Annotated in this window: 14 protein-coding genes; 4 read left to right on the top strand and 10 right to left on the bottom strand. The window is 60.6% G+C overall.

What is annotated here, in order from left to right; genetic code table 11:
- Positions 1 to 26: 26 nt before the first annotated feature.
- Positions 27 to 2,447, bottom strand: coding sequence for a TIM-barrel domain-containing protein (locus VJ464_12150; protein HKQ05878.1), 2,421 nt, complete (start codon positions 2,445 to 2,447; stop codon positions 27 to 29).
- 109 nt (positions 2,448 to 2,556) lie between these two features.
- Complete coding sequence (locus tag VJ464_12145; protein ID HKQ05877.1) at positions 2,557 to 3,561, bottom strand: sugar phosphate isomerase/epimerase family protein; 1,005 nt, start codon at positions 3,559 to 3,561, stop codon at positions 2,557 to 2,559.
- Positions 3,562 to 3,816: 255 nt separating this feature from the next.
- Between VJ464_12145 and VJ464_12140 the strand changes: the two genes are divergently transcribed.
- Positions 3,817 to 4,590, top strand: coding sequence for a hypothetical protein (locus VJ464_12140; protein ID HKQ05876.1), 774 nt, complete (start codon positions 3,817 to 3,819; stop codon positions 4,588 to 4,590).
- A 32-nt stretch (positions 4,591 to 4,622) separates the two neighbouring features.
- Positions 4,623 to 5,873 carry a hypothetical protein gene (locus VJ464_12135; protein HKQ05875.1) on the top strand — a complete coding sequence of 417 codons (1,251 nt, stop codon included), beginning with the start codon at positions 4,623 to 4,625 and terminating at the stop codon, positions 5,871 to 5,873.
- 54 nt (positions 5,874 to 5,927) lie between these two features.
- Here VJ464_12135 and VJ464_12130 read toward each other — a convergent pair whose 3' ends face one another.
- Positions 5,928 to 8,393 (bottom strand): glycoside hydrolase family 127 protein, encoded by a 2,466-nt coding sequence (locus VJ464_12130; GenBank protein ID HKQ05874.1) that lies wholly within the window; start codon positions 8,391 to 8,393, stop codon positions 5,928 to 5,930.
- Positions 8,394 to 8,524: 131 nt separating this feature from the next.
- Here VJ464_12130 and VJ464_12125 point away from each other — a divergent pair, with 131 nt between their 5' ends.
- Positions 8,525 to 11,071 carry an alpha-glucuronidase family glycosyl hydrolase gene (locus VJ464_12125; GenBank protein ID HKQ05873.1) on the top strand — a complete coding sequence of 849 codons (2,547 nt, stop codon included), beginning with the start codon at positions 8,525 to 8,527 and terminating at the stop codon, positions 11,069 to 11,071.
- Positions 11,072 to 11,087: 16 nt separating this feature from the next.
- Here VJ464_12125 and VJ464_12120 read toward each other — a convergent pair whose 3' ends face one another.
- Together VJ464_12120 and surE are read right to left on the bottom strand one after the other, a co-directional pair.
- On the bottom strand, positions 11,088 to 13,286 hold the full coding sequence (locus VJ464_12120) for a glycoside hydrolase family 3 C-terminal domain-containing protein (protein HKQ05872.1): 2,199 nt from the start codon (positions 13,284 to 13,286) through the stop codon (positions 11,088 to 11,090).
- A 230-nt stretch (positions 13,287 to 13,516) separates the two neighbouring features.
- Positions 13,517 to 14,248, bottom strand: coding sequence for a 5'/3'-nucleotidase SurE (surE, locus tag VJ464_12115; GenBank protein ID HKQ05871.1), 732 nt, complete (start codon positions 14,246 to 14,248; stop codon positions 13,517 to 13,519).
- A 137-nt stretch (positions 14,249 to 14,385) separates the two neighbouring features.
- Here surE and VJ464_12110 point away from each other — a divergent pair, with 137 nt between their 5' ends.
- Positions 14,386 to 15,303: a diacylglycerol kinase family protein gene (locus VJ464_12110; GenBank protein ID HKQ05870.1), complete on the top strand. Its 918-nt coding sequence runs from the start codon at positions 14,386 to 14,388 to the stop codon at positions 15,301 to 15,303.
- A gap of 111 nt (positions 15,304 to 15,414) precedes the next feature.
- Here VJ464_12110 and VJ464_12105 read toward each other — a convergent pair whose 3' ends face one another.
- The 5 genes from VJ464_12105 to VJ464_12085 all read right to left on the bottom strand — a co-directional run bounded on the left by VJ464_12105 (position 15,415) and on the right by VJ464_12085 (position 24,123).
- Entirely contained in the window at positions 15,415 to 17,748 is a 2,334-nt protein-coding gene (locus VJ464_12105; protein ID HKQ05869.1) for a peptidoglycan-binding protein, read from the bottom strand.
- 18 nt (positions 17,749 to 17,766) lie between these two features.
- The gene (locus tag VJ464_12100) at positions 17,767 to 18,249 is read right to left on the bottom strand and encodes a hypothetical protein (protein ID HKQ05868.1); all 483 of its coding nucleotides are present in this window, start codon (positions 18,247 to 18,249) and stop codon (positions 17,767 to 17,769) included.
- Positions 18,250 to 18,277: 28 nt separating this feature from the next.
- Positions 18,278 to 19,534: a DUF4157 domain-containing protein gene (locus tag VJ464_12095; protein HKQ05867.1), complete on the bottom strand. Its 1,257-nt coding sequence runs from the start codon at positions 19,532 to 19,534 to the stop codon at positions 18,278 to 18,280.
- A 243-nt stretch (positions 19,535 to 19,777) separates the two neighbouring features.
- Positions 19,778 to 21,598 carry a DUF4157 domain-containing protein gene (locus VJ464_12090; protein HKQ05866.1) on the bottom strand — a complete coding sequence of 607 codons (1,821 nt, stop codon included), beginning with the start codon at positions 21,596 to 21,598 and terminating at the stop codon, positions 19,778 to 19,780.
- Between the two features lie 59 nt (positions 21,599 to 21,657).
- Positions 21,658 to 24,123, bottom strand: coding sequence for a hypothetical protein (locus tag VJ464_12085; GenBank protein HKQ05865.1), 2,466 nt, complete (start codon positions 24,121 to 24,123; stop codon positions 21,658 to 21,660).
- Positions 24,124 to 24,173: the final 50 nt, after the last annotated feature.

Genomic DNA, 24,173 nt, shown 5'->3' with positions numbered 1-24,173 from the left:
GTCTGTCTCTTCAACTCTACATCTCCTTACTTCGTCGCAAAGCGTTTGATCTGCCAGGTCACGCGGCCTTTGAGCGGATCGTCTTTCAACGCGAAGCCCTGCGCCGAGCCGTCGAGCTTGAGCGTTTGCAGGCTGCCCTGCGGCATCGCAAACTGTCCCGTCGCTTGCGACGTGTCCGTGCTGAAGACCCGCAGCTCAATGTTCTTCCAGTCTATCGCCGCGGTGTTCTGCGCGATGGCGGCGTGCGGGATGACCGCGTGATTTTTAACCAGCAGGATGATCGGAATCGCCCCGGCGGTCAGTTGATGCCAGCCGCCGCCCGTATAGACATTGCCGCTCTGGTAATCGATCCACGCGCCCGGCGGCAGGTAGACGCGGCGGCTGTTGCCCGCTTCGATCAATGGCGCGACCAGCAGATCAGAGCCGAGCATATATTGATCTTCAATCAGCCATGCGGTCGGGTCGTCGGGGTATTCGAAGAACAGCGTCCGCAACATCGGGTAGCCGTGCGCCGACGAGTCCACCGCCTGCGCGTAGATGTAAGGCATCAGCGTGTACTTCAATTCAATCGTGCGGCGGAACTGATCAACGAACGCTTCGTCATAACCCCACGGCTCTTTCGGCGGCGCGCCGTGCGTGCGTGTGTGCGAGGTCAGCGCGCCCATCGCCAGCCAGCGGCCATAGAGGTCGCGCGGCGACGGGTCAACAAAACCGCCGGCGTCGTGGCTCCAGTAGGTAAAGCCTGACAGCCCGAACGACAGCCCGCCGCGCAGTTCGGCGGCCATCGCCGAGTCGGTGTTTTCGGCGTCGCCGCCCCAGTGCAGCGGATAACGCTGGCTGCCGGCCCAGGCGCTGCGCCCCCAGATGATCGTGTCGCCCGTCACCTGTTTAGTAATTTCGGCCACCGCCTGGTTATAGCGCAGCGGGTAGAGGTTGTGCTCGTAAAAGCCCGTGCGGCCCGACGCATAAAGGCCGTTGGCCGGCGCGCCTTCGCCGAAGTCGGCTTTGATCGCGCCGACGCCCATCTTCAGCAGGTTGGCGAGCAGCCCTTGATACCACTTCACCGTCTGCGGATTGCTGAAATCGAGCACCGCGTCTTCAAACGGCAACCCGCCGCCCTGGTTGCGCACGACGTAGCCGTGATCTACCGCTTCTTTATAAATCTCGTTCTTCGGCGTGAAGTAGGTGTATTGCCAGAGACTGATGTGAAAGCCTTGCTGTTTGAGGTCGCTGATCATACGGCCTGGGTCGCGGAAGCGCGAAGTCGAAAAGCGATAGTTGCTGCGCCAGTCGGTCTCGAACCAGCCGGTGTCAAGGTGCAGCACGTCAGTCGGGATGCGATACTGGCGGAGCTTGGCCGCCACTTCGCGCACCTCGTCTTCGGCTTTGTAAGTAATGCGACTCATCCACAGGCCGAATGACCAGAGCGGCGGCACCGGGCTGCGGCCCGTAATCTGAGTGTATTCCGAGAGGACCTCTTTCGGGCTGCCGAGAAAGATGAAGAGGTCGAGGTTCTCGTCGCCGTCATAGATGACGTTGTGCGCGTCATAGCTCTTGCCGAAATCAAAGGTCACAGGCGTCGAGGTGTGAACGAACATGCCATATCCGTTGCTGCTCATGAAGAAGGGGATCGGCTTGTACATCAGCTCGTTCTGCACGCCCATCGCATCGCGCGTGTAGGCGACGACCTTCTGGCCGCGCTTGTTCAGGCGCGTGAACGATTCGCCGCAGCCGAAGATCTTTTCGTCAGGCGATAGCTGAAAGGTCGCGGCGACGCTGCGGCTCAGGTCGCTGGCGCGGCGGATGAACGAAAAAGGAATCGGGGTGGTGTAGGTGTGCGGGTCGTTGATGTTCTGCGTGCGCGTCAGCAGCCGGCCGGCGTTGTCATAGAACTCGACGTGCCAGGGGCTCTTGACGATCACCACGCGACCGTAGGCGCTGGTGTAGGTAACGCTACGTTCGTCTTGCGCCACCCGCCACGAGCGATCACGCGCGGGTGTGCCGGCGAGCATCAGCGACGGCGCATCGGTGATTGCCGGCGCGTGAGTCGAGAGGCGCAGGCGAATCGTGCGCGGGCTGACGAAAGTGAGCGAGAATGGCAGTTGCGGGTTTTCGTCGTACTCGGTGCCGGGAAACTCCGTCGCGCGGCCTTTGTTCAAAGTGACATCCACCTTGTTGAATGACAGCGTCGTGCCGCGCAGGTATCTGTCCCATTGCAGCGTGCCGCTCCCGGTCGCCGGATCAAAGCTGACGACGCGGCTGCCGACGAAGTAGACCTGCTCCATCTTCTGAAAGTCATGGCTGATGTCTATGGGATCGCCGAGCACTTGCGCCGAAGTCGTGCGGGCGGCAAAGAGCGGACTGAGGAAGATGAAAAGCCACAGCCAGCTTTTGCCGAGCGGCTTGCGCGCCGCTTTAAAGCACAATTGCCAATCCTGATTCCTCATCGCTTTTCCTTTCCTGAAAATGGCTCGCTCACATTGGGCAGAAGTGGATGAGAAGCGCGGCGAGCGCGGGCGGCAGATATTCGTTGAGCGATCATGGCGCACAGCGACATTAAGCGCTCGCGGCGCGGCGCAGCAGGTCTTTCATGCCGGCCATGCTCTGGCGCGACGATTCTTCAGGCGTGCCGCCGCCGCGCCAGTGGGTTTCCAGACTCAAGAAGCCGCGATAGCCGTCGCGCTTCAAGGCGCGAAACTGGCCGACGTAATCGATGACGCCTTTGCCCATGGCTGCCCACTCGGTGCCGCCCGACGGCTTGCGGATGAGGTCCTTGCAGTGCATGTAGCCGATGCGCGCCTTGGGCAGCAGCGCGTAGCCGTCGGGGAAGGGCGACTCGCCGCGCGCCGCCGCGTTGCCGGGGTCCCAGTTCAACTTCAGGTGCGGCGACGGCACCGCCTTAAGCGTGCGCGCCGCTTCGGCTCCCGTCGCGGTGTTGCAGGCATGCTCGTTTTCAAGCAGCAGAGTGAAGCCGTGCTGGCCCGCCTTCGCCGCGGCTTCGGCGAGCTTTTTATCGATAGCCGCGCGGTAAGGCTTCTGGTCGTCGAGCCGCCAGAAATCGAAGATGCGCAGGTTGCCGGTTTCAAGCGTGCGCGCCAGCTCGAAGCCGCGCTCTAATAGCTCGTCTTGTTGCTCGAAGGTGTAGCGGGCGCCGAACTGATCGCGCTTCGGGCTGAAGGGCGAGAGCGGCGCGCCCGGCCAGTCCACCTTGAAGATGGGCGAGGCGATGGACGAGACGCGCAGGTTGAAACGCTTCAGCAGGGCGCGGGCTTCGGCCACCTGTTTGGCGTCGAGCGCAAACAGGTTTTTGCCCCATAGCTCGCGCAGCTCGACAAAGCCGAGGCCGAACTCTTTCGCCGCGACTTCAAGCGCGTGGCCGAAGTCCTGACTGATCTCGTCGGTGATGACGGCGAGCGTGAAGGGATCAGCCGCGACCACATGCTTCTTTGACGTGTGGCGCGCCGCAAGCGAGCGCGCCGCGACGGTCGGGCGTCGGGATGCAAAGGCCACGGACGCGCCGATGCCGAAGATGAATTGACGACGAGAGAAGATCGAAGCCATGGGAGGCACCCGTTATCTGTGATTTACCTTTCGTTGCGCGGATTCTGACGACTTGCCCGGCATCCCCCGATGAACTGCGCCGAGAATCGCTAAAAAACATACAAGAGAGCCGGGCGCTTGGCAAATGCGAGGCGCGAATCCTGCCCGCTAAAATAGGCGACGAGTGGAAATGTCTGGCAAGAAATCATGGCTTGACTTGAAATTCATATTAGTATATTCATTACGCCACAAGATTACTTGCAATGCCGAGAGTAGTTGAGAAAGGAATTTATGCATACTAGTAAATCGCCGCGCTTGCTCACTCTGGTTATCATCACGGTTATGGTCGTATTGGTTTTACTCGCCAACAGACAGGAGCAAGCCGCCTCGCAGTCACGTCAGAAATTAGAGCAGGAGCGCCTGAAAGGCGATATTGAAAAGGTAAAGCGTAGTCAGGCCGCACTGCCGCAGGCGGAGTATGCTGCCCCTGAGCCTCAAGACTTGGCTGTGCGCCAACTCAGAAAAGCCAGAGGCAGGCGATACCCAGGAGGAAGTACATCGTTTGAAGATATGCCCAGAGATATTACCGAAATAGCAGGTGTTTCACGTGAGCCATTTGAACCGCGGGGATTGCCTATGGAGCAAAGCGATTTGGTTGTGGTCGGGATAATCGCCGACGCAAAAGGCTATGTGACAGAAAAGAAATCCACCGCTTATTCAGAATATACCATCAACATCACAGAGGTGATGAAAGGTTCAGCTAACCTCACCGGCAGCCAAATCATCGCTGAACGCTTCGGCGCAAAGGTGGTTCTACCTAGTGGCCGGTCAATTCTAGTCTGGGATGCGAATCGTGGCATGCCAGAAACCGGGCATCGCTACGTGCTGTTTCTTAAGTATAGTCCCGAAGGCAAAGATTACCTTATTATCACGGCATACGATTTGAGAGACGGTCGAGTCATGTCCATTGACAGATTCCCCCAATGTGCCTTCTTCGATGGCAATGAAGAGACCGCCTTTCTCGATCTTGTAAGGTCGAGCGTCAAGTAAGCCGCAGCCAACTTGCTCCCAGGAGAAAAATTATGCATCGCCTCTCCCTTTTCGGCACAATTGTATTGTCAGTCTTCGTGAGCCTGCTGGTCCTGCCGGTTTTCCTTCCCGAAGCCGAAACGCAAACTAGTTGTCCCAGTATACCCGTCTTTAATCCGTCTTTCCCGGCAAGTTATTGTTGGCCGTCTGGGGCCAGGGTACATTACTATTTCACCGTAGACCCGAACACACCCGATGTACTATTCACCGATGCAGAAAAAAACCTTTACCGGCAGGCATTCACGATTTGGAACGGGTATTCGGGGATAAATCATAATTGTTCAGGGGTAGTCTTTTCCGAGACTTCCGGCGATTACTTATATGAAGTGCAGAAGACTATCTTAACTCATTGGACAACAACCCCACAGCCGAATGGTACTTTTTCAAGGGGAGCTGTAACCTATGTTGGCGGCACTTCTCCTCTCGAAGACACTCCTTACATACGGAAGACCATCATGATTCATGAGATCGGTCACAGCTTCGGCATGAATGATTGCTATGGTTGCCAGCCTTGTAACGCTTCGGTCATGATCCGATGCACACCGGAGGCGCTGCTTCAGGCTCCAACCTATTGCGATGATCTGACCATCAAGACCATAGGATTATTTTGCTTCTATTCGGACCCCGGCAGCGGCGGATGTCAGGAGGTCTATCAATGTCCCGAAGGTAGACAATTCAACTATCAAACATGTAAGTGCGAGGTTACTTCGCCCATTCTCATCGACGTTCAGGGCAATGGCTTTGATCTGACAGACGCGCAGCAGGGCGTCCTGTTCAACTTCAACGGCGATGGCCGGAAGCAGTGGTATCCCTGGACTGCCGCCGACTCCGACGATGCGTGGCTCGCTTTAGACCGCAACGGCAATGGCGTCATTGATGATGGCCGGGAGCTGTTCGGCAACTTCACGCCGCAGCCGCCATCGGCGGACGGCAACGGCTTCATGGCGCTTGCCGAATATGACAAGCTGGAGAACGGCGGCAATAGCGATGGTCGCATCGATAGCCGGGATGCTATCTTCTCATCACTGCGTCTATGGCAAGACACCAATCACAACGGCATCTCTGAGCCGAATGAGTTGCACGCGCTGGCGGAACTTGGCGTCTACGCCATCGCGCTGAACTATAAAGAATCGCGGAGGACGGACGAGTACGGCAACCAGTTCCGCTACCGCGCCAAAGTCTACGATGCCCGCGGCGCGCAAGTCGGAGGCTGGGCCTGGGACGTCTTCCTGGTCAGCCGGTGAGCTTGGCGAATCACCCGCCCGCTGAGGCCGCGGCTCTATGACAGGGCCGCGGCCTCACTCGTTTACTTTCCACTCGTGAATGCCCGCCGACCACGACGGTTGCAGGGTGACTTCCAGGCGCAAAGCGGTGGTCGTCACCGGCTTGAAGCTCACACGGTTATAACGGTCGCGGGCGACTCCGTAAGGCTCGCGGCTCTCGACCGGCTTCCACTGGTCGCCGTCTTTGTAGAGGACGCGCCACGCCGCCGGCACGCGGCATTCGCCTTCACCTGTGTCGTCAAACCAGTAGACGGCGGTTTCTGAAACCGTCGCCGCTTTCTCAAAAGCGTACTCGACCCATTCGCTGGTGCCTTTGTTGGGCCACCAGTGGAAAGGCGACGGATCGTTAGAAGCGCGCGGCTCTTCCTGATCGTTGATGGCGCGCGGATTGCGCCCGCCCGATGTCCGCACTTTGCTCATCGAAGCGATAGTCGGTAGAGGCCGTGGCCGGGCGCTCGCCGCGCGATTGGGAATCCAGACCAGCATCTCGCCGGGGCCGCGATTGGCCCACGCGTAATAAGGAATCGCCATGAAGGCTTGCTCTTTGCTCGCCACCTGTCCCGCCTCGTTATAGGCCAGGGCTGTCGCCGTGCCTTTGATGACCGTCACGCCCGTGAGCAGGTCGGGGCGGAACTCTGCCGTGAGCCGTGCGTTGTCATCGAGCAGCAGGTTGCGCACGTGATGGTCGGGACTGTCGGGCCACTCGGCGCAATAGACCAGCGGGCCGCGCTGCAAGGCGACGCGGTTGCGGTCGGCTTCGACCTGATCGTTGGCGACGACGCGGCGCACGGGCATCGGCAATGTAAGCTCAATCACATCGCCGCGCTTCCACACGCGGCTCAGCCGGACATAGCCTTTGTCGACGGCGAGCGCCACCGGCTGGCCATTGACCTTGAGCGTGACCGGCTCATTGAGGTTATCACTGAAGCGGTAGAGGTCGCCGGGCACGGCTTCGTTGCGCGCCCAGCCGGGAATGCGGACGTTGACGCTGAAGCGGCTGGCGCGGTCGGGCGTCACAGTCATGCGAACGTCGCCGGCCCACGGGTAGCTCGTCGCTTGCGTCATGTGAACCGCGCGGCCATTGTCGAGCTTGATGGCTGCCGTGCTTGCGACATAGAGATTGACGTAGAGCGTGTCGCCCTGCTCGGCGTAAACGTAGCCCGGCACCGATGCGAGAAAGCGCGTCATGTTGCCGGGGCAGCAGGCGACGCCGAACCACGGGCTGCGCTGGTGCTGGCCATTGGATTCGAGCGGGTTGGGATAGAAGAACGATTTGCCGTCGAGCGAGACGCCCGAAAGCAAGCCGTTGTAAAGCGTCCGCTCCATCACGTCAATGTAGCGCGCGTCCTGGTGCAGCAAGAAGAGGCGATAGTTCCAGAAGTCGTTGCCGATGGCGGCGCAGGTTTCGTTGTACGCCGTCATGTTGGGCAGCTCGTAATTCTTGCCGAAGCCTTCGATATTGCCGATGGCCCCGAGGCCGCCGGTGATGTAGAGCTTCTGATTGACGACGTTGCTCCAGATGCGGTCAATGGCGCGAATGTAAGAATCATCACCCGTTAGCGCCGCTACGTCGGCCATCCCCGAATACATATAAGTGGCGCGCACCGCATGGCCGACGGCTTCGGCCTGATCGGTGACTTTGGCGTGCGACTGATTGTAGGTGCGGCCCCCGCCTTTGCTGCCATCCGGGCCGCGCGCGTCGAGCAGGAACTTGGCAAGCCGCAGGTAACGCTCATCGCCGCTCTCGCGGTAGAGCCGCGCCAGCGCCATCTCGGTGATCTGGTGGCCGGGCCAGATGCTCTGCTTGCCGGGTCCGAAAGTGCGGTCGAGCAGGTCGGCACACTTGAGCGCCACGTCGAGCAAGGCGCGCTTGCCGGTCGCTTGATAATAAGCGACGGCGGCTTCCGTGAGGTGGCCGATCTCGTAAAGCTCGTGGCTGTCCAGGCGCTCTAACTCGAAACGATGCGCGCCGGCCCACGCATGCGGCTTTTCGGGATTGATCGTGCGCGCCGGATAGAGGTAACCGTCCGGCTCTTGCGCCGCCGCGATCTTGACGATCAATCCGTCAATGTAGGCTTCGAGCCGCGCGTCGCGCTGCACGCTCAAGGTGTAGGCCGCGCCTTCGATGACTTTATAAATATCGGTGTCGTCAAAGGGGTAGGCCGGCAGTTTCTTGTCACGGTTCGGCTGGTTGCGGATAGCGGCAGCGGCGCGCTCAAGGTTGGCGATGCGCCCGGTCTCTTCGCACTTTTGAAAAGCGAATGGGATGCTGACCCGGCGGTTAATCTCAATGCGCGGCGCCCAGAACTGGTCATTGAAATGCACGGCGGTGAACGGCACAGGCTTAACCGGATAATCGCGCAGAGGCCGAGCCGTAGCGCGCCGCGGCGCGCGGGTAGTTTGCGACGAATTCGCCTGGGCGGCGACGCCGGCAATTGAGAGTGTCAGCAGAAGGACAGCACACATTGGCTTGAGTTTCATGGTCAATCTCGCTTGCGGTGATCTGGGCCGACATTCTGACAGATTGCCGATTCGTCATTCAAGCCGCCGCTGATTCAGAGCGCCGCCGCGCTTATGTTATGCTGAGACGAATTCCATTAAGAGCATGTCTAATGAAGAACCATCATCGCCCGATGTGGGTAGCCGCCGTCGCCATTCTGTTGTTAAACGCCATCGCGCCGGCATCGCCGCCGCCGCGCGCCGCCGGCTATGACGCGTGGCTGCGCTATGCCGCGGTAGACGAGCGAGCGATCAGGCAAACGTATGACCGCTTGCCTGCCGTAGTGGTGGCGCTTGATGAGTCGCCGGTGATCAAAGCCGCTCGTGAAGAGCTGTGGCGCGGCGTGCGCGGGATGCTTGACCGGAGCTTGCGCGTCGTTTCGCGCTTGCCTGATGAAGACGCGATCTTGCTCGGCACTATCGATTCGTTGCGTAAAATGTTTCCCTCGCTCGGCCCGAGCCTGGCGTTGACCGCCGACGGCTTTTGGCTAAAGACCGTGAAGCGCGGCGGCCATGCGTATTTGCTCGTCACCGGCGCGAATGACCGCGGCGTGCTGTACGGCGCGTTCGGGCTCTTGCGCCGCATGGCGCTCGGCGAAGCGGTTGATGCGCTCGATGTGCAGGAGAACCCTTACGCGGGGGTTCGCATGTTGAATCACTGGGACAATCTCGACGGCACGATTGAGCGCGGCTATGCCGGCCCATCCATCTTCTTTGCTAACAACAACGTCGTCAGCGATCTCGGCCGCGTGCGCGATTACGCGCGGCTGATGGCCTCGGTCGGCGTGAACGCCTGTTCAATCAACAACGTCAACGCCAACCCGCGCGTCATCACCACAGAATTCCTGCCGCAACTCGCCCGCGTCGCCGAAGTCTTTCGCCCGTGGGGCGTCAAGCTCTTCGTCTCGGTTGATTTCAGCAGCCCGCAGAAGATCGGCGGCCTCGACACCTTTGATCCGCTCGATGCGCGCGTCGCCCGCTGGTGGAAGACGAAAGCCGATGAAATCTACGCCGCGATTCCTGACTTCGGCGGCTTCGTGTTGAAAGCCGACTCCGAAGGCCGCCTCGGCCCGTCGGCTTATGGGCGCACGCACGCCGACGCGGCGAACGTCATTGCTCGCGCCCTCGGCCCACACGGCGGCGTCATCTTTTATCGCGGGTTTGTTTATGACCATCACATGGACTGGCGCAACTTGAAGAATGACCGCGCCGCCGCCGCTTACAACAACCTGCACCCGCTCGACGGCCAATTTGACGATAACGCCGTATTGCAGATCAAACATGGGCCGATTGACTTTCAGGTGCGCGAGCCAGCGTCGCCCTTGTTCGGCGGGCTTGAAAAGACCAATCAAGTGATCGAGCTGCAAATCACTCAGGAGTACACAGGCCAGCAGCGCCACCTCTGCTTTCTGGTGCCGATGTGGAAAGCGGTGCTCGACTTTGACATGCAGGCAAAGTCGGCGGGCACGCCGGTCAAGCAACTGGTTGCGGGCCGCACATTCAAGCGCCCCATCGGCGGCATGGTCGCGGTCGCGAACGTCGGCGCAAGCCGCACATGGCTCGGTCATCACCTGGCGATGGCCAACCTCTACGGCTTCGGGCGGCTGGCCTGGAACCCTGATCTGAGCAGTCAGCAGATTGCCGAAGAGTGGACGCGGCAGACGTTCGGCGACGACCCGCAGGTGGTGCGAACGATTGTCGCGCTCGAACTGGACTCGTGGCCGGCTTACGAGAAATACACAGGGCCGCTCGGCGCAGGCACCTTGACCGATATCATCAACATTCATTATGGGCCGGCTCCCGACTCGTCGGAAAATAACGGCTGGGGCCAGTGGCACCGCGCCGACGATAAAGGCGTCGGCATGGATCGCACACAGGCTACCGGCACCGGCTACACAGGGCAGTACCGCGAACCTGTCGCGGAGATATACGAACAGCTTGCGACCTGTCCCGACGAGTTGCTGTTGTTCATGCATCACGTTCCCTACGCCCACGTCTTGCATTCGGGCAAAACAGTGATCCAGCACATCTATGATTCGCATTACGAAGGCGCTGAGATGGCCGCAGGCTTCGTCAACCGCTGGCGGGCGCTCAAAGGGCGCATTGACGAGTCACGTTATGCAGAGGTGCTGGCGCGGCTTGAGTATCAAGCCGGCCATGCGCGAGTCTGGCGCGATGCGGTCTGCAATTACTTCTTGCGCAAGTCGGGCCTAGTTGACGCGAAAGGCCGGGTGGGCCATTATCCGAATCGCATCGAAGCCGAAGCGATGCAGCTAGACGGCTATCAAGTCATTGACATCATTCCGTGGGAAGCGGCATCAGGCAGCAAAGCGATTGCGTGTACGAGCAGTGAGCGGCACGGGACGGCGAGCTTTCGCTACGATGGCCGCGCCGGCTGGTTTGATCTCGACGTGCAGTATTTCGACGAGAGCGATGGCCGCTCTGCGTTCAAGCTGTTGGTCAACGGGCAACGAGTTGACGAATGGCTTGCCGACGAGCAATTGCCGACGACGAAACCGGACGCGCACGCTTCGACACGCCACAGGGTTCACGGCCTGGCCCTGCGCCCCGGCGACCTGATCCGCATCGAAGCCACGGCTGACGGCAGCGAGCAGGCCGCCATCGATTATGTCGAGATCAATCCGGCTGAAAAGCGATGAGCGCTGCTGCTAATGATTACTTGACCGCAAAGGCCGCGCCGGTCAGTGTCACCCTGGCCGTAACGACCTGCGTCGAAGGCGGCACGCTGTCGGGTTGCGCGCCGCCGACAGCAATCTCAAACTCTCCGGGCTCGACGACGCGCTTGAACTGACTATCGATCAGCGAAAACTGGCGCGGCGTCAGCGTGAACGAAACCACTTGTGACTGACCCTGGCGCAAGTGAATGCGCTTGAAGCCTTGCAACGCGCGGCGCGGCACAGGCACAGACGCCTGCACGTCTTTGACGTAGAGCTGAACCACTTCGTCGCCGTCCATCTTGCCGGCGTTCGTCACGCGAACCTTGATGATGACGTTAGCGCCGGCCCGCGCCCGTCGGGGCACCGCCAGCCGGTCATAAGCAAAGCGCGTGTAGCTTAAACCATAACCAAACGGGTAGAGCGGCTCGCCCGTGAAGTAGCGATAGGTGCGGCCCGCCATGTGGTAATCGTCGAACGGCGGCAACTGCTCGACCGATTTATAAAACGTTACCGGCAGGCGGCCCGCGGGGCTCGCGTCGCCGAACAAAACGTCGGCCAGCGCCGTGCCGCCTTCTTCGCCGGGATACCACGTCTCAATCACTGCCGGCAGATTATCGTTCGCCCAGTTGACCGCGAGGGCCGAGCCGCCGGTTAAAACGAGAATCACCGGCTTGCCGGTGGCGTGCAGAGCCTTGAGCAATTCCTCTTGCACCTTCGGCAAGCGAATGTCTGTGCGGTCGCCGCCGCGAAAGCCTTCCACTTCAACTTTCATCTCTTCGCCTTCGACGCGCGGTGTAATGCCGCCTACAAAAATCACTACGTCGGCATCTGCCGCAAGCCGTAGCGCGTTGTCGCTCGGCCCGGCTTCGACCAGCTTGCAGCCTTGCGCGTAAACCACTTCGGTCCGCGGCGAGACTTTCGTTTTGATCCCTGCCAGCAAGGTCACAGAGCGCGAAGGCGTGCCGTTGTAGTTGCCCAACAATACGCCGGCATCGTCCGCCGTCGGGCCGATGACGGCAATCCTTTTCAAGTCACGCTTAAGCGGCAGCAATCCGCCCGCATTCTTGAGCAGGACGATAGATCGTCGCGCCGCTTCCGTCGCCAGCTCGCGATGCGCCGGCGAATCATTCTCCGAGATGGGAATCCGCGTGTAGGGCACCATTTCTGGCGGGTCGAACATGCCGAGCTTGAAGCGCGCCGTGAAGAGGCGCTTGAGCGACACATCTATCTCGGCTTCGCTGATTAGCCCGCGCTTCACGGCGTCAACCAGTGAGGTATATTCCTGACCGCACGACAGGTCCGTGCCGCGCTTGACGGCCAGGGCCGACGCTTCGCCTACGGTCTTGACGAGCTTGTGACCGTTGTAGATATCCGAGACCGCGCCGCAGTCGCTGACGACATAGCCATTGAAGCGCCAATCGTCACGCAGAATTTTTCTCTCCAGCGTGTCGCTGGCGCAGCAGGCTTCGCCCATAAAACGGTTGTAAGCGCACATCACCGAATCGGCGCCGGCCTCTCTGATCGTCGCTTCAAAGGCCGGCAGGTAGGTTTCATAAAGGTCGCGCTGATCGGTAATGGCATCGAAGCGATGGCGGTCCAGCTCCGGGCCGCTGTGCACGGCAAAATGCTTTGGCGTCGAGATGATCTTGAAGTATTTCGGGTCGTCGCCTTGCAGCCCGCGGACGAATTGCACGCCCATGCGCGCGGTCAGGAAAGGGTCTTCGCCGTAGGTCTCCTGGCCGCGGCCCCAGCGCGGGTCGCGAAAGATGTTGATGTTCGGGCTCCACATGGTCAGCCCCTTGTAGCGCCCCGTATCGCCATGTCTCACGGCTTCGTGATGCTTGGCGCGCGCTTCAGTCGAGATGACGTCGGCAACGCGGCGCATCAGGTCTGTGTCCCAGGTCGCCGCCAGTCCGATGGCTTGCGGGAACACGGTCGCTATGCCGGCGCGCGCCACGCCGTGCAGGCTCTCGTTCCACCAGTTGTAAGCCGGGATGTCGAGGCGCGGGATGGCCGGCGCTCGATCAATCATCTGCGAGACTTTCTCTTCCAGCGTCATCCGCGAGATCAGGTCGTTGACCCGCTCATCCGTCGGCAGGCGCGGGTTTTTGTACTTCGGCAAAACTGGCCTGGTCTGCGCCGCAAGCGACAGGCTGAAGACCGTCGAGAGAATCAGGCAGGCAATAGCTTTCATCATTTTGTAGGCTCATTCACAAAACCGGCGAGGCCGTAGAGCAGCGCCGCGCCGACCCGTTGAGCGCCGGTCGTGCGGGGGACATAGCTGCGATGGATTCGCATCGGTTCGCTTTCCTGCTACGGTCGAGTGTGCAGCGGCAGACCCCTCTTTTTATCACTGAAGCGGCGCAAAGGAAAATGCCCGCTGCGAAATTTGCGGAAAGCGCTTTGAAAAGGTGGCTGCCGCAGCCTTCACGTCAGCGGAATGCGTGCCTGCGCCTCTTCGAGCTGTTTCTCGTTGGTCAGGTCGAGGCGCAGCGGCGTAATCGAAACGTATCCCTCTTCGATGGCGCGGCGGTCTGTGCCTTCTTCGGTCTCGTGAATCGGCTTGACCGTAAACCAGAAGTGCGTTCGTCCCAGCGGGTCGGTGCCGGGGACGACGCGGCCATCGTACTGGCGGCAGGATTGCCGCGTCCAGCGCAGGCCCTTCGGTTGCGCGGGGATGTTGACGTTGACCAGCTTGAAGCTCGGCTCGGCGAGCAGGATTTCAAGCACGCGGGCAACATAGGGCGCAAGCTTTGGGAAGTCCGGCAGGTCGTCGTTGACCGGCGTGCTGAACGCGATGCCGCGCAGCCCCAACAACGCCGCTTGCTTGGCCGCCGCCAGCGTGCCCGAATGCCAGATCGCGCTTCCGAGGTTCGGCCCCAGGTTGATGCCTGACAACACCACGTCCGCCTTCTCCCAGTTGTACGCGCCCAGCGCCACGCAATCGGCAGGCGTGCCGTTGACGCGATAAGCCTCGAACTCTTTTAAGGACGCGCGGCGGTACGACAGCGGGCGCGAAGAGGTGATGGCGTGGCTCATCGAAGACTGCTCGACGTCGGGCGCGACGACGCATACATCGCCATAGCGCGAAGCGACTTCGGCCAGCGCCAGCAGCCCCGGGCTATAAATTCCATCGTCGTTTGAAATCAGTATTCTCATGCTTCCTCTTGGTAAATGGCGCTTACTCACTTGCCAGCCCTGCTGATAGAAAAAGCATTTTCTGTTCCTTCCCGGCTCTGGCCACAGGCTTGCTCATTAGCGGCTGAAGCGACTTGTGATAAAGGCGGTTACGGCGAATGCGCGTCACACTGATTCACAACCCAACAGCCGGCGATGAATCATTCTCGGCCAGTGAGCTGACGGCGTTGCTTGAGCGCGCCGGGCACGATGTTTTATACCAATCCTCCAAGAAGGATTATAAGTCGGCATTGAAAAAGCCCGCCGATCTGGTGGTGGTTGCGGGCGGCGACGGCACGGTGCGCAAGGCAGCGATGGAACTGCTCGGGCGCAACATTCCGCTGACGGTGCTGCCTTGCGGGACGGCCAACAATATCGCCAGGTCGCTCGGCATCGAAGGGTCACCGCAGCCGTTGATCGCTGGCTGGGCGGCGGCGCAGCAGCGAGGATTTGATGTCGGCCTGGCGCGCGGCCCGAAAGGCGAGAGCCGCTTTATCGAAGGCGTCGGGCTGGGGCTGTTCAGCGGCTTGATGTCGATCCTCGACGAGATTGACGACGAGTACAATATCGATTTTGATGACCCGGATCAGAAACTGCGCAGCGACATCACGGCGCTCGAAGCGCTGGCTGCCGAGTACCCGCCCTGTAACGTCGCGGTGACTATTGATGGGCAGAGCTTCACGGGCCAGTACGTATGGATCGAGGCGATGAATATCAAGTCGGTCGGCCCTAACCTGCGACTGGCGCCCGAAGCCGACCCCGGCGATGGCCACCTCGATTTTGTTTTCGTCGCCGAGCATGAGCGCGCCGCCCTGCTCGATTACCTGCGCCAGCGCCGCCACACGCCAGAGGCTTGCCCGCGCCTGACGGTGCGGCGCGGCAAACATCTGCGGGTGATCTGGCAGGGCTCGGAGGTTCACATCGACGACAAAATCTGGCTCGATAAAGATGACCCGGCAATGGCCGCACATACGCCGCCGGCAACCATCGAGGTGACGGTCGAGCCCGACGCGCTCACCTTCCTGGTGCCGCAATAACCGGCCATGAATGGCTAAAGCGAAAAGGCTGACGGAGAAGGTTTCCGTCAGCCTTTGATAACTACCTTACTATCCACGTAGCCAGCTTTTGGCCTTTCCGTCTATCATACCTTATGGATATTTCTTTTTATCGAATTTCATGTCGATGGGACTCGTCTTCATGCAAAACACCTCGGTCGAGCTGATGTAATAAATCAGCAGGTTCTGTATATACTCGACGTTGCCTTCCGGCCTGACCAGCACCATTCTTTGGGGGATTGCATAGTTACAAGGGACACGATTGCGCATGCGATATTTATCCACCTGGAAAGTGATGAGGCCGACTGTATCGATGCTAAACTCGTTATTCTTGCCGACCGTCCACCTGCCGCCAGTGATTTTCTTCATGCAGTCGAGCTCGCCCGGCTTGCAGCAGGTATTGGCGCGCGGATAGCCGACGGGGTCTTCCTCTTCCACCACACAGCCTGAGAAGTCTGTGGTCGTCGGTTGAAGCTGCTGTTTCCACTTCAGCATGGTGGCGTCGTTGCCACTGCTCCAGCCCATTGCCGTAAAGGTCTCGCCGGTCGGCACCCCGTGGTTGCCCGGCACGTTCGTGTGCAGCGTCTCCCAGGTCTTGGCGTCCGCGACGCCTTTCTTAACCCCCGGCGTCGTCAGCAGGGCGTTGGCGTTTTGAAAGTTGATGACTTCCTGTCGCGTTTTGTTGTCGAAAACCCCGCTCACCGGAATGGACGACTTGTTGGCGATGTTGAGTTTTTCCTGAAGCTCAGGAACGGGACACCCCTTGCGGCCCACCGCGACTTCATCTCGCTTCTTTGTCGTGGCCGCGGTCGCGGCGGGCGTCGTGCCGTTACCGGCGCTGCCGCCGCCGCTCACAGATGATTGCGGCGACGGCCCGACCGCCGCCTGCGTCGGGGCCGGGGCGGGCACACTCGCCTGCTTCGGGAGCGCCGCGCCGCGCTGGTGAATCTGATAGGCGATGCTCGACGCGGCCACCCATTTCGGAAAGCCCAGCAGGCCCTTATAAACGGATTGCAGAATCGAGTTGGCCCAGCCCGCTTGCTGTCCGGGCTTGAGCCATTTAGAGCATACCTTGAAGCTCACGCCGTCTTTAATCAAGAGGCCGGCTTTCTCACAAGCATCGCTGTCCCGGTCGTCGCATTTAAACGTCAGGTCTTGCTGGAAGAAATTGCGGGCTGCCTTGTACGCGTTTTGATACTCGACAACCAGCGCGTTGTTGAGATGAGCAGGCGGCGGTGTCGCCTGGGCGACGCCGAAGCCGGCCAGGATGTCGGCGAACCCGAGAAGCGCGTCGGCGTCGGAGAAGGCGTTAAAGGCGGAGTAGTTCCATATCTCGGCCCAGGCGAGCGCCTCGCTGATGATCCCGCTTTGCGCGCCGCTGCACCCGGGGTACTTGTCGTCGGGGAAGTTAAAGCGCTGGAACTGCCGTTCTTCAGCCGGGACATCTTCGTCATGAAGCTCCATCGCGAAGCGCGAATAGGATTCCGCATTCAACAAGGCTTCCGCGGTGGTCAACCGCGAATAGATGCGCTGATGGGTGTAGCCGCGGTCGATGATATTGGTGCCCGACGCGTGAGCCATCTCGTGAATAAACGTATGGAACCGCCAGGGCTGCGTCGACTTGAAGAACGAGGGACAGAACGTCAGTTTGCTCTGGTCTGTGATGTAGGCGGTGGCCTGCGGGCACTGCCCATAAGTTTGTAAAGGTGGACAGGCCAGGTCAAACAGGTTCAGCCAGTTCTGGGACTTGCTCTTGACGATGCTTAACGTGCTGCGGACTTGCGGCGCGATCTTTCGCCCGGCCGGGCCATAGGCGTCGAAGTTACGGAAGAGCATCAGCGCCACCTGTCGAGTTTCTTTGTCCGGCTTTTGATTGGGGTCCGAGCTGATGTAGGTATCAAGCTTGGTCAGCGCCGGCTCCAGAACCAGAAAAACCACCTCCTTGCCGATGTCGCCGATGTCAGTGATCTGGTCCTGGCTGCAAGGAGGGGCCTGGGCCGGCGCGGCGGGCTGTCGCATCAGCATCGGCGCGGCGGGCGTGGCGGCGTTCCCGGCTGACGCTTGAGCGCGGTTACCCGCAGCCGAGTGAACCTGTGCGGCGGGCGTGGCGGCGCGGCCATTGATGGCTGGCGCAGAGTGGCTTTGAATGAATGGCGATGAGCCCTCAGAAGCGCCGGACGACATCAGATCGGGCATGCGCAAGACGTGATCGGCGACCTCATCGGCCTCTTGCTCGAAAGCATCGCCGGGCTGGCTCACCTTGAGCCTGGCTTGCAGCAAGCGGCCCGTTGCGCGGTTGCCGATGCGGTGTTGCAGTCGCAGAAGCGGAGAGGATGGCGCAGCGGTTGCCGGGGCCGGTCTTGCGCCGTGCGCGGTGGCGCTTTGATGAGCGGGGTGGTTGCTCCTGGTTCTCTCTTGGCGCCGCATATGGCCTACCTTGTTTGGCTAAAGTCCATTCGCCGTCCGCAGCGTGCGAAAGGGGAAATGGTTAAGCAGATAACGGTACTCCTCGATAGCGCCGTAACGCGGGCCTTCTGATCCCTCGTAGGGGGCGAGGAGGACAGGTCGCTCGTCCTGCCAATCTAGCGGCCAGGAAAGATTGACGTTGCCCTCGGCATCCGGCGCGGGCCAGTTGACCCAGCCCTTGAACACCCGTCGCTGGTCGGCGGGCATGCGATCAGGCAGGTCGAACACCACCCGCGTGAGCAGGAACAGTCGTCTCTCGTTGTTGACGCCGGTGAAACCATTCGTCTCATCCAGAAGGTGCGCCAGCGCCTGTTCAACGTCTGCGGGGGCTGACTGCTGCACCAATCGCGCCGCGTCCATGTAGCGTTGCCAGTCCGCTTCGGAGAAATCCGAAGTGCTGCCCCACGGCGCGAGTCCGCGCAGTGCGCTCAGTAATTTTTGGACGGTTGCAGGATCGGCCATGATATCTGCTCTCACTCCTTGTAGACGATCACGGCTTGGATTTGAGCTCGTAGTAATGTTTCTTGCTATCGGCATCACAGCAGTTCCAAGAAGACCAGACCCCGCGTTCCTTGGGCCCTTCTACGGGAGCGCTGCTCCACCAGGACGGCTCGGTAGGCGTCGAAGGAAGCGCCCCAGAGATCGGCACCTTACCCGGCCCCCAGGCACTCTTCGGGTCGGCAGGAGCTATGTTGTCACGACCCAGGTCACCTGTAGTTGACTTGGTGAAGAACTTGACTGTGCCGACGACGATATACGAGCCATTCGTGTTAGGCCGCGCTGCGTGTACACTACTATCCGTAAACGCCATCGTACTGGCTAGCCAATCGAGCTTGTCGCCTTTCTTAACGAACCAGGCCTCCCAGAACGTAGGCAGCGGGCCTGGTGGACCATAGTTCACAGTAGGGCACCTATTCTCCATCTCGTTTCTCTCGACCTTTTGCACGATGTAACCGTCGTCCGGAGCCGGCTTGTCCAGGCTGAAAATCCATTCGATATTGCGTTCATCGCAAGTCCCCTTTGTGAGGGCATGTTGGGTGATGGTCAGGCGCTGAATCTGTGGCTCGGTGCGCCCCTGCTGCACGACATGGGCCAGTTCGTGCGCCAACAGATGCTGCCCCGCGGCGGTCTCCGGCGCGTACTGCCCGGCCCCGAACACCACGTCACGCCCCACCGTGTAGGCCAGCGCATTCACAGACCGCGCCGACGCCGACGCCTCTGCGTCCGTGTGCACTCGCACCTGGCTGAAGTCATGGCCGAAGCGCGGCTCGAAGAACTGCCGCACCGTCGGCGACAGCGGCGCACCGCCGCCCAGGCCGCTCATCGCAGCCTCCACCCCGGCCTCACCCTGAGGGCTGGCGCCGGCTTCGGCTTTGGCCTGCACCATCCCTGTCGCTTTCTGCTCGTCGGGCGACTCGTGCCGTTGATCTTCACACGCTTCGCACATTCGCTGTATGCCCGTCGCCTGCGCCGTCGAAGCGAGCGGCGTGCGCGACCCAGCCACAGGGTCGGGCATACGCATGACGTGATCGGCGACCTGATCGGCCTCTTGCTCAAAGGCATCGCCGGGCTGGCTCACCTTGAGCTTGGCTTGCAACAGGCGAGCGACCGTCCGGTTGCCAAATTGCTGGTGCAAGTGCGAGAGCGGATGGACGGAAGCTGGAACAGGCACGGCGGGCTTGGCCGGCTGATGCATTTCGCTGTGATGATCGCGCTGAGTAGAAGTGGTCACTTGTTGACGTTCCATAATCAGAAACTCCCCCGACAACTTCTGGTCGGTCGCCAGGCGTTTGCAGGACTCTCAAAAAACTATGCGCGGCGATATGTGACTGACACTATTCTAGCACATGGTTTTTCTCGCTCGGATGCCCAATTGATTCCGCTACTTTTTCCTGTACGTTATTTCTCTTTCGTCCGCTGCAATAAGCGTCCCTCGCTTTCATGACATTCTTGCCGCTGGCGATCAAATGCTCCGTCCGATTTGATATATCTAATAACAATCATAGTCGACGGTTCCCTCGCCGGGGGTTTTCGAGAACGGCCCGGCGCCCTTTTTCTCAATCGTGGCGGTTCCGGCGGCATCGGCTGCGTGATGCTGGCTCGCATGAGTAAAAGTGACAGCCGCGCCGGTGCCAACACGATACTGCCAGGGAATCACCCAAAGGAAGTCGCCTACCGAATAGGGAGGATTGCGGTCGCCTGAATACACACTATCGATTGAAACTAATTTGCATCCTGTGGTGCTGTTGCCCCTGCCGACGCCGTCCCAGCCACCCTCGGGGTGAACCTTGTTATTCGCGCTAGCCAGATAGCCGCTTGCGGTGGCGTTTGTCGAGCCTTCCCGAAACTCGATGCGGCTAAAGGAAACGTCCTTAGGTCGCAGGAAGGATTCCCCGCAGAATCCCACAGACCAGGTGTTATGGGTATGCTTAACGGCTCTGGAGTCTTTCTGCATGAGGGCATCGTCCGGCGCGACAACCTTCAAGTTATTGGTCGCCACAACCGTTCCAGCCGACAGGCCGGTGACTACCCGCAATTCAAGCCCTACGCTGCCCGGAGCCGCATCAGCCGTGAATGTGCCCCGCCCGTCATCGCCGCCGGTTAGTGTTCCATTGCCCGAGGCTCGAAACCACTTGAGGCCGCCAAGCGAAGCCGCGGTCACCGCCGGGCTTGCCGTGAAGGACAGGTCAACCACCTCGGCCACTCCTACTCTCGTGGTACTTCGCCCTGAAAAGTTGTCTTGCGGGGTCAGGACGCCGGTGATCGTCGTTGCCCGCAGTTGCGCCTCCTGTTCAGTCGACACCTCGGCGTTCGTGACCTGGCCATGAAAAACGGTGGGGTCGAACCAGGCCGATGCCCGTAGCTTCACCGACTGGTTCTTTTTCAGGGCTGGCCTTTGTAAGCCGAGGCGGCGGTAAAGGCTGAAAATTGGATCGTGGAAGGGTTGCCAGAGGCTGTCCTCGCGTACGCCGCGATAGTTCGGGCTTGCGGCAATGGCATGGATCATCCGGTGATAGAACTCCACATCTTCATCTATCCAGCGCACCTCAATCGTTGCCTCGACGCGCCTCGGGACATTAGGCTGGCGTTGCATCAACGATTCCGGAACATGGGTGAAGCGAGGCTGCATCTGCCCTTGTGGCTCGTGGCCTGGACGGCTCTGCTGCACCACATGGGTCAACTCATGGGCGAGCAGCCTGCGCCCCGCCGCGGTCTCCGGCGCGTACTGCCCGGCCCCGAACACCACGTCGCGCCCCAGGGTGTAGGCCAGCGCATTGACGCCGCTGGCCGAGGCATTGGCCGCCGCATCCGTGTGCACCCGCACATGGCTGAAGTCGTAGCCGAAGCGCGGCTCGAAGAAGCCGCGTGTCGCCGCATCGAGCGCTTGCCCAGCGCCAAGCCGCGGCCCATCAACCGGCTCATTGACGCCGCCCGTTGCTCCCATCTCCGCGACCGCATCGGCCTGGCGTTGCACAAGCCCCGGCCTCTCGTCATCGCACGTCGGGCAGGCCGCATCTCCTGATGCGCAGGCGGCGCAGGCGCGCTGGATGCCAGGCTCAGGCATACGCATGACGTGATCGGCGACATGGTCGGCCTCTTGCTCGAAGGCGTCGCCGGGCTGGCTCACCTTGAGCTTGGCTTGCAGCTTGAGCTTGGCTTGCAGCAAGCGACCCGTCGCGCGGTTGCCGAACCGCCCGTGCAGGTGCAGGAGCGGGTGCTCGGCCTCGCAAGCCGCAGCCGGCGGCGCCACCGCCGGCTCGGCTTGCGAGGCGTCCGTGGTTTTAGTCGCGGCGGCTGCTTGATGCTCCATATCCTCCGCCTTCCATGTCTGGGCACGATTTCTCCGCTCGCCAAACCTTTGACCCGCGATTAGCGCGTTCCGCCGACATGCGAATCAAAGATCGTCATGTGCGCAGAACCCCAGATATTTCTCGTCTGGCTGCGCACGCGGCCATTGCCATCGGTGTCGGTCGTCACGTAATAGGTGTAGACGTTCAGCGACGTCAGCACATCCCAAAGCTCATAGTGCGGTGGGATGTGAAACGTCGCGTCGCCCTGAATGGCCGTGTGCGTCGGGTTGCTAGGCGCCGTCGTGAAGATCGTGTAAATGTCCAAGGCGCCGCTCATCCTGGCGAACTCGCCGCGCCGGCCATTCACCGACAGGCTCAACGTGCTGGCATTGTCGGGCACCCGGATTGACGCCGCGCGGCCAACCACGAAGCTCGTTTCAAAGTTATCAAACGAGCCGATCAACGCGCCGGCGTATTCGTTGGGCGAGTAATATCCCGCGCGCAGCACATAAGGCGACTGTGCCGGGGTCGCGGTTGCGGGCACGATCATGCCGGTGGCCGAAGTGGGCGCAAGCGGCCCGTCAGGCCCGTCCAGATCAACCGCGCCGAATGCCAGCACCGAGACGACCTGGCCCGGCTTGACCGCCACCGGCAGGATGTTGTTTGCGCCGCTCGGCCCTACCGGATTGAAGCTGTGCTGCTCGGTTGTGTAAGGCAGTTGCACGCCCTGAAAATCTAGCTGGACGCGCTTGGCCTCGCCGTAACGGATAGGCATTTCATACAGGCCGGGCTCGCCTTCTACAGGTTTAATGCCGAGATCGTCGGCGTTCTTGATCTGCCACCGGCTGGTGCCGATTGGCGGCGGCGGCGGCGGTTTCCTCTTACATGCGTTACAGGCGACGCTAAAAGCGACCGGCAATATCAACAGCAGGGTGAGCGCGCCGGCGAATCGCTTCAGCCTCGGCTTCGCCCGCAGTTTGGGCAATAGCGTCAGCCCGATCAGGGTGAAGGCGAACAGGCCAAGCGCAATCCTGCGCGCCGCGGCGCTGCCGAGCATGGCGATGACGGTCGGCGACGTGCGATTGGCGGCAGTCGGTTTGGTGTCGCCAGCCGGATCATTGGCAGACTCCAGGCGCAACAGCACGGTGGTGCTCTCGCCGGGTTTCAGGTTCGGCACGGCGTCGCCAAAAACGAAGAAGTCACTGGCATAGTCCGAGGTCGTGAAGTTGTTATGGTTAACGTACAAGAGATCGTTCGTCTTGTCGTCGTCATGTGCGAAGCCTTCGAGCGTCGTCGAAGCGCAGACGAAGTTGACATTGGCGGCGCTGCCGAAGCTGGGATCGGGACTACTAAAATCAAAGTGGAACTCGAAGGTATATGTCTTATTGTAGTCCGAGAGGTTAACTGCTTGCGTCTTCGACCAGGCCGTGCCAGCTCCCGAAGCGCGATAGGGCGTCAATGCAAGCCGCACGGTGCCAGGGTTCGGCAGAGTGCCGACGGCGCCGGCGGGGCCGGCATAATAGAGCGTGACGCGAAATATATTATCGCCGTTCCGGTTGATGCGACTGTCGTGCTCAGCGGCGACTGCCCCATTGATCACCCAGGGGTTGGCCGCCGACCAGTTCACATCAAAGCAGGTCTGTGTGAGGCTGGCTTCGCCCAACTGATCGGCGGTCGTCGCCGGAATGCCGAAGAGGTTTTGCTGAGTGATGGTGCGGTCGACCATGCTGGACGGCCACTTCAAGACGGTGCCGGTCTGCGGGTTCGCCACGCCATCGTGGTGGCCCGTGTCCATAAAGACGTATGAGCCGATGCCGAAGAAAGGCGCCGCCGTTTGCAGATTGAAATAAGTGGTTCCGTTAATCACCTGCCCGACCGGCATATCTATTTCGACATTCCAGATGTCATGTTCGGCATCAACCGCGGTCTCGTAATCATAGGCCATCTTGGTCTTCACCGCGGCGGCGACGGCAGAGTCGCCGACGATTTGCCAGCCGCTGCCCATCATGAATTGCCCGACTTCGACCGGCAACACAGGGTCCTGGACGGTCGGTCGGTTGCAGGCCGCGCCCGGCTCTCCGCCGGTGTTGCCGGTGGCAATGGGCGGCTTATTCCACACCGTCACCTTGATGAAGAAATCACCCGCGTCGAAGACCTTGTTATTGTTGGCGTCAAAAATCACGAATAAAATATCTTGATCGGAGAGATCGGTGTCGCCCTTGAGATCAACGCCGATAAACAGGTGATGCGTGCCGGGGTTATAAGCCGTATAAAGGTAGGCGTTTGGCGAGCCGCCGCCCGGCTGGTATTCGACTGGCGCAATATTTGGCCAGACCGGCCCCGGCGCACAGCCGCCGCCGCCAGCCGTCGAGTTGGCGACGATGCCGTTGAGCGCCAGGTTGTTGAGGACCGTCCTGACGCACACTTTGCTCTGGGCGCGCGCCGGCTCGCCGAGCATGAAAATGACCAGGAGCAGAGCGACTGCGGAGGCGAGCAGACGAGCGCGACCGACGAAGGTTCGTGACCCTTGGTTTGCGGTGGACATGGTGATTCTCCTTTTCGAGATGGGCATCTCTACGTCTATGAGATGGCTTG

The sequence above is a fragment of the Blastocatellia bacterium genome, from assembly GCA_035275065.1.
Classification (GTDB): domain Bacteria; phylum Acidobacteriota; class Blastocatellia; order UBA7656; family UBA7656; genus DATENM01.
Note: the sequence above shows the minus strand (reverse complement) of the source record. Positions and strands in the feature narration are given on the sequence as shown.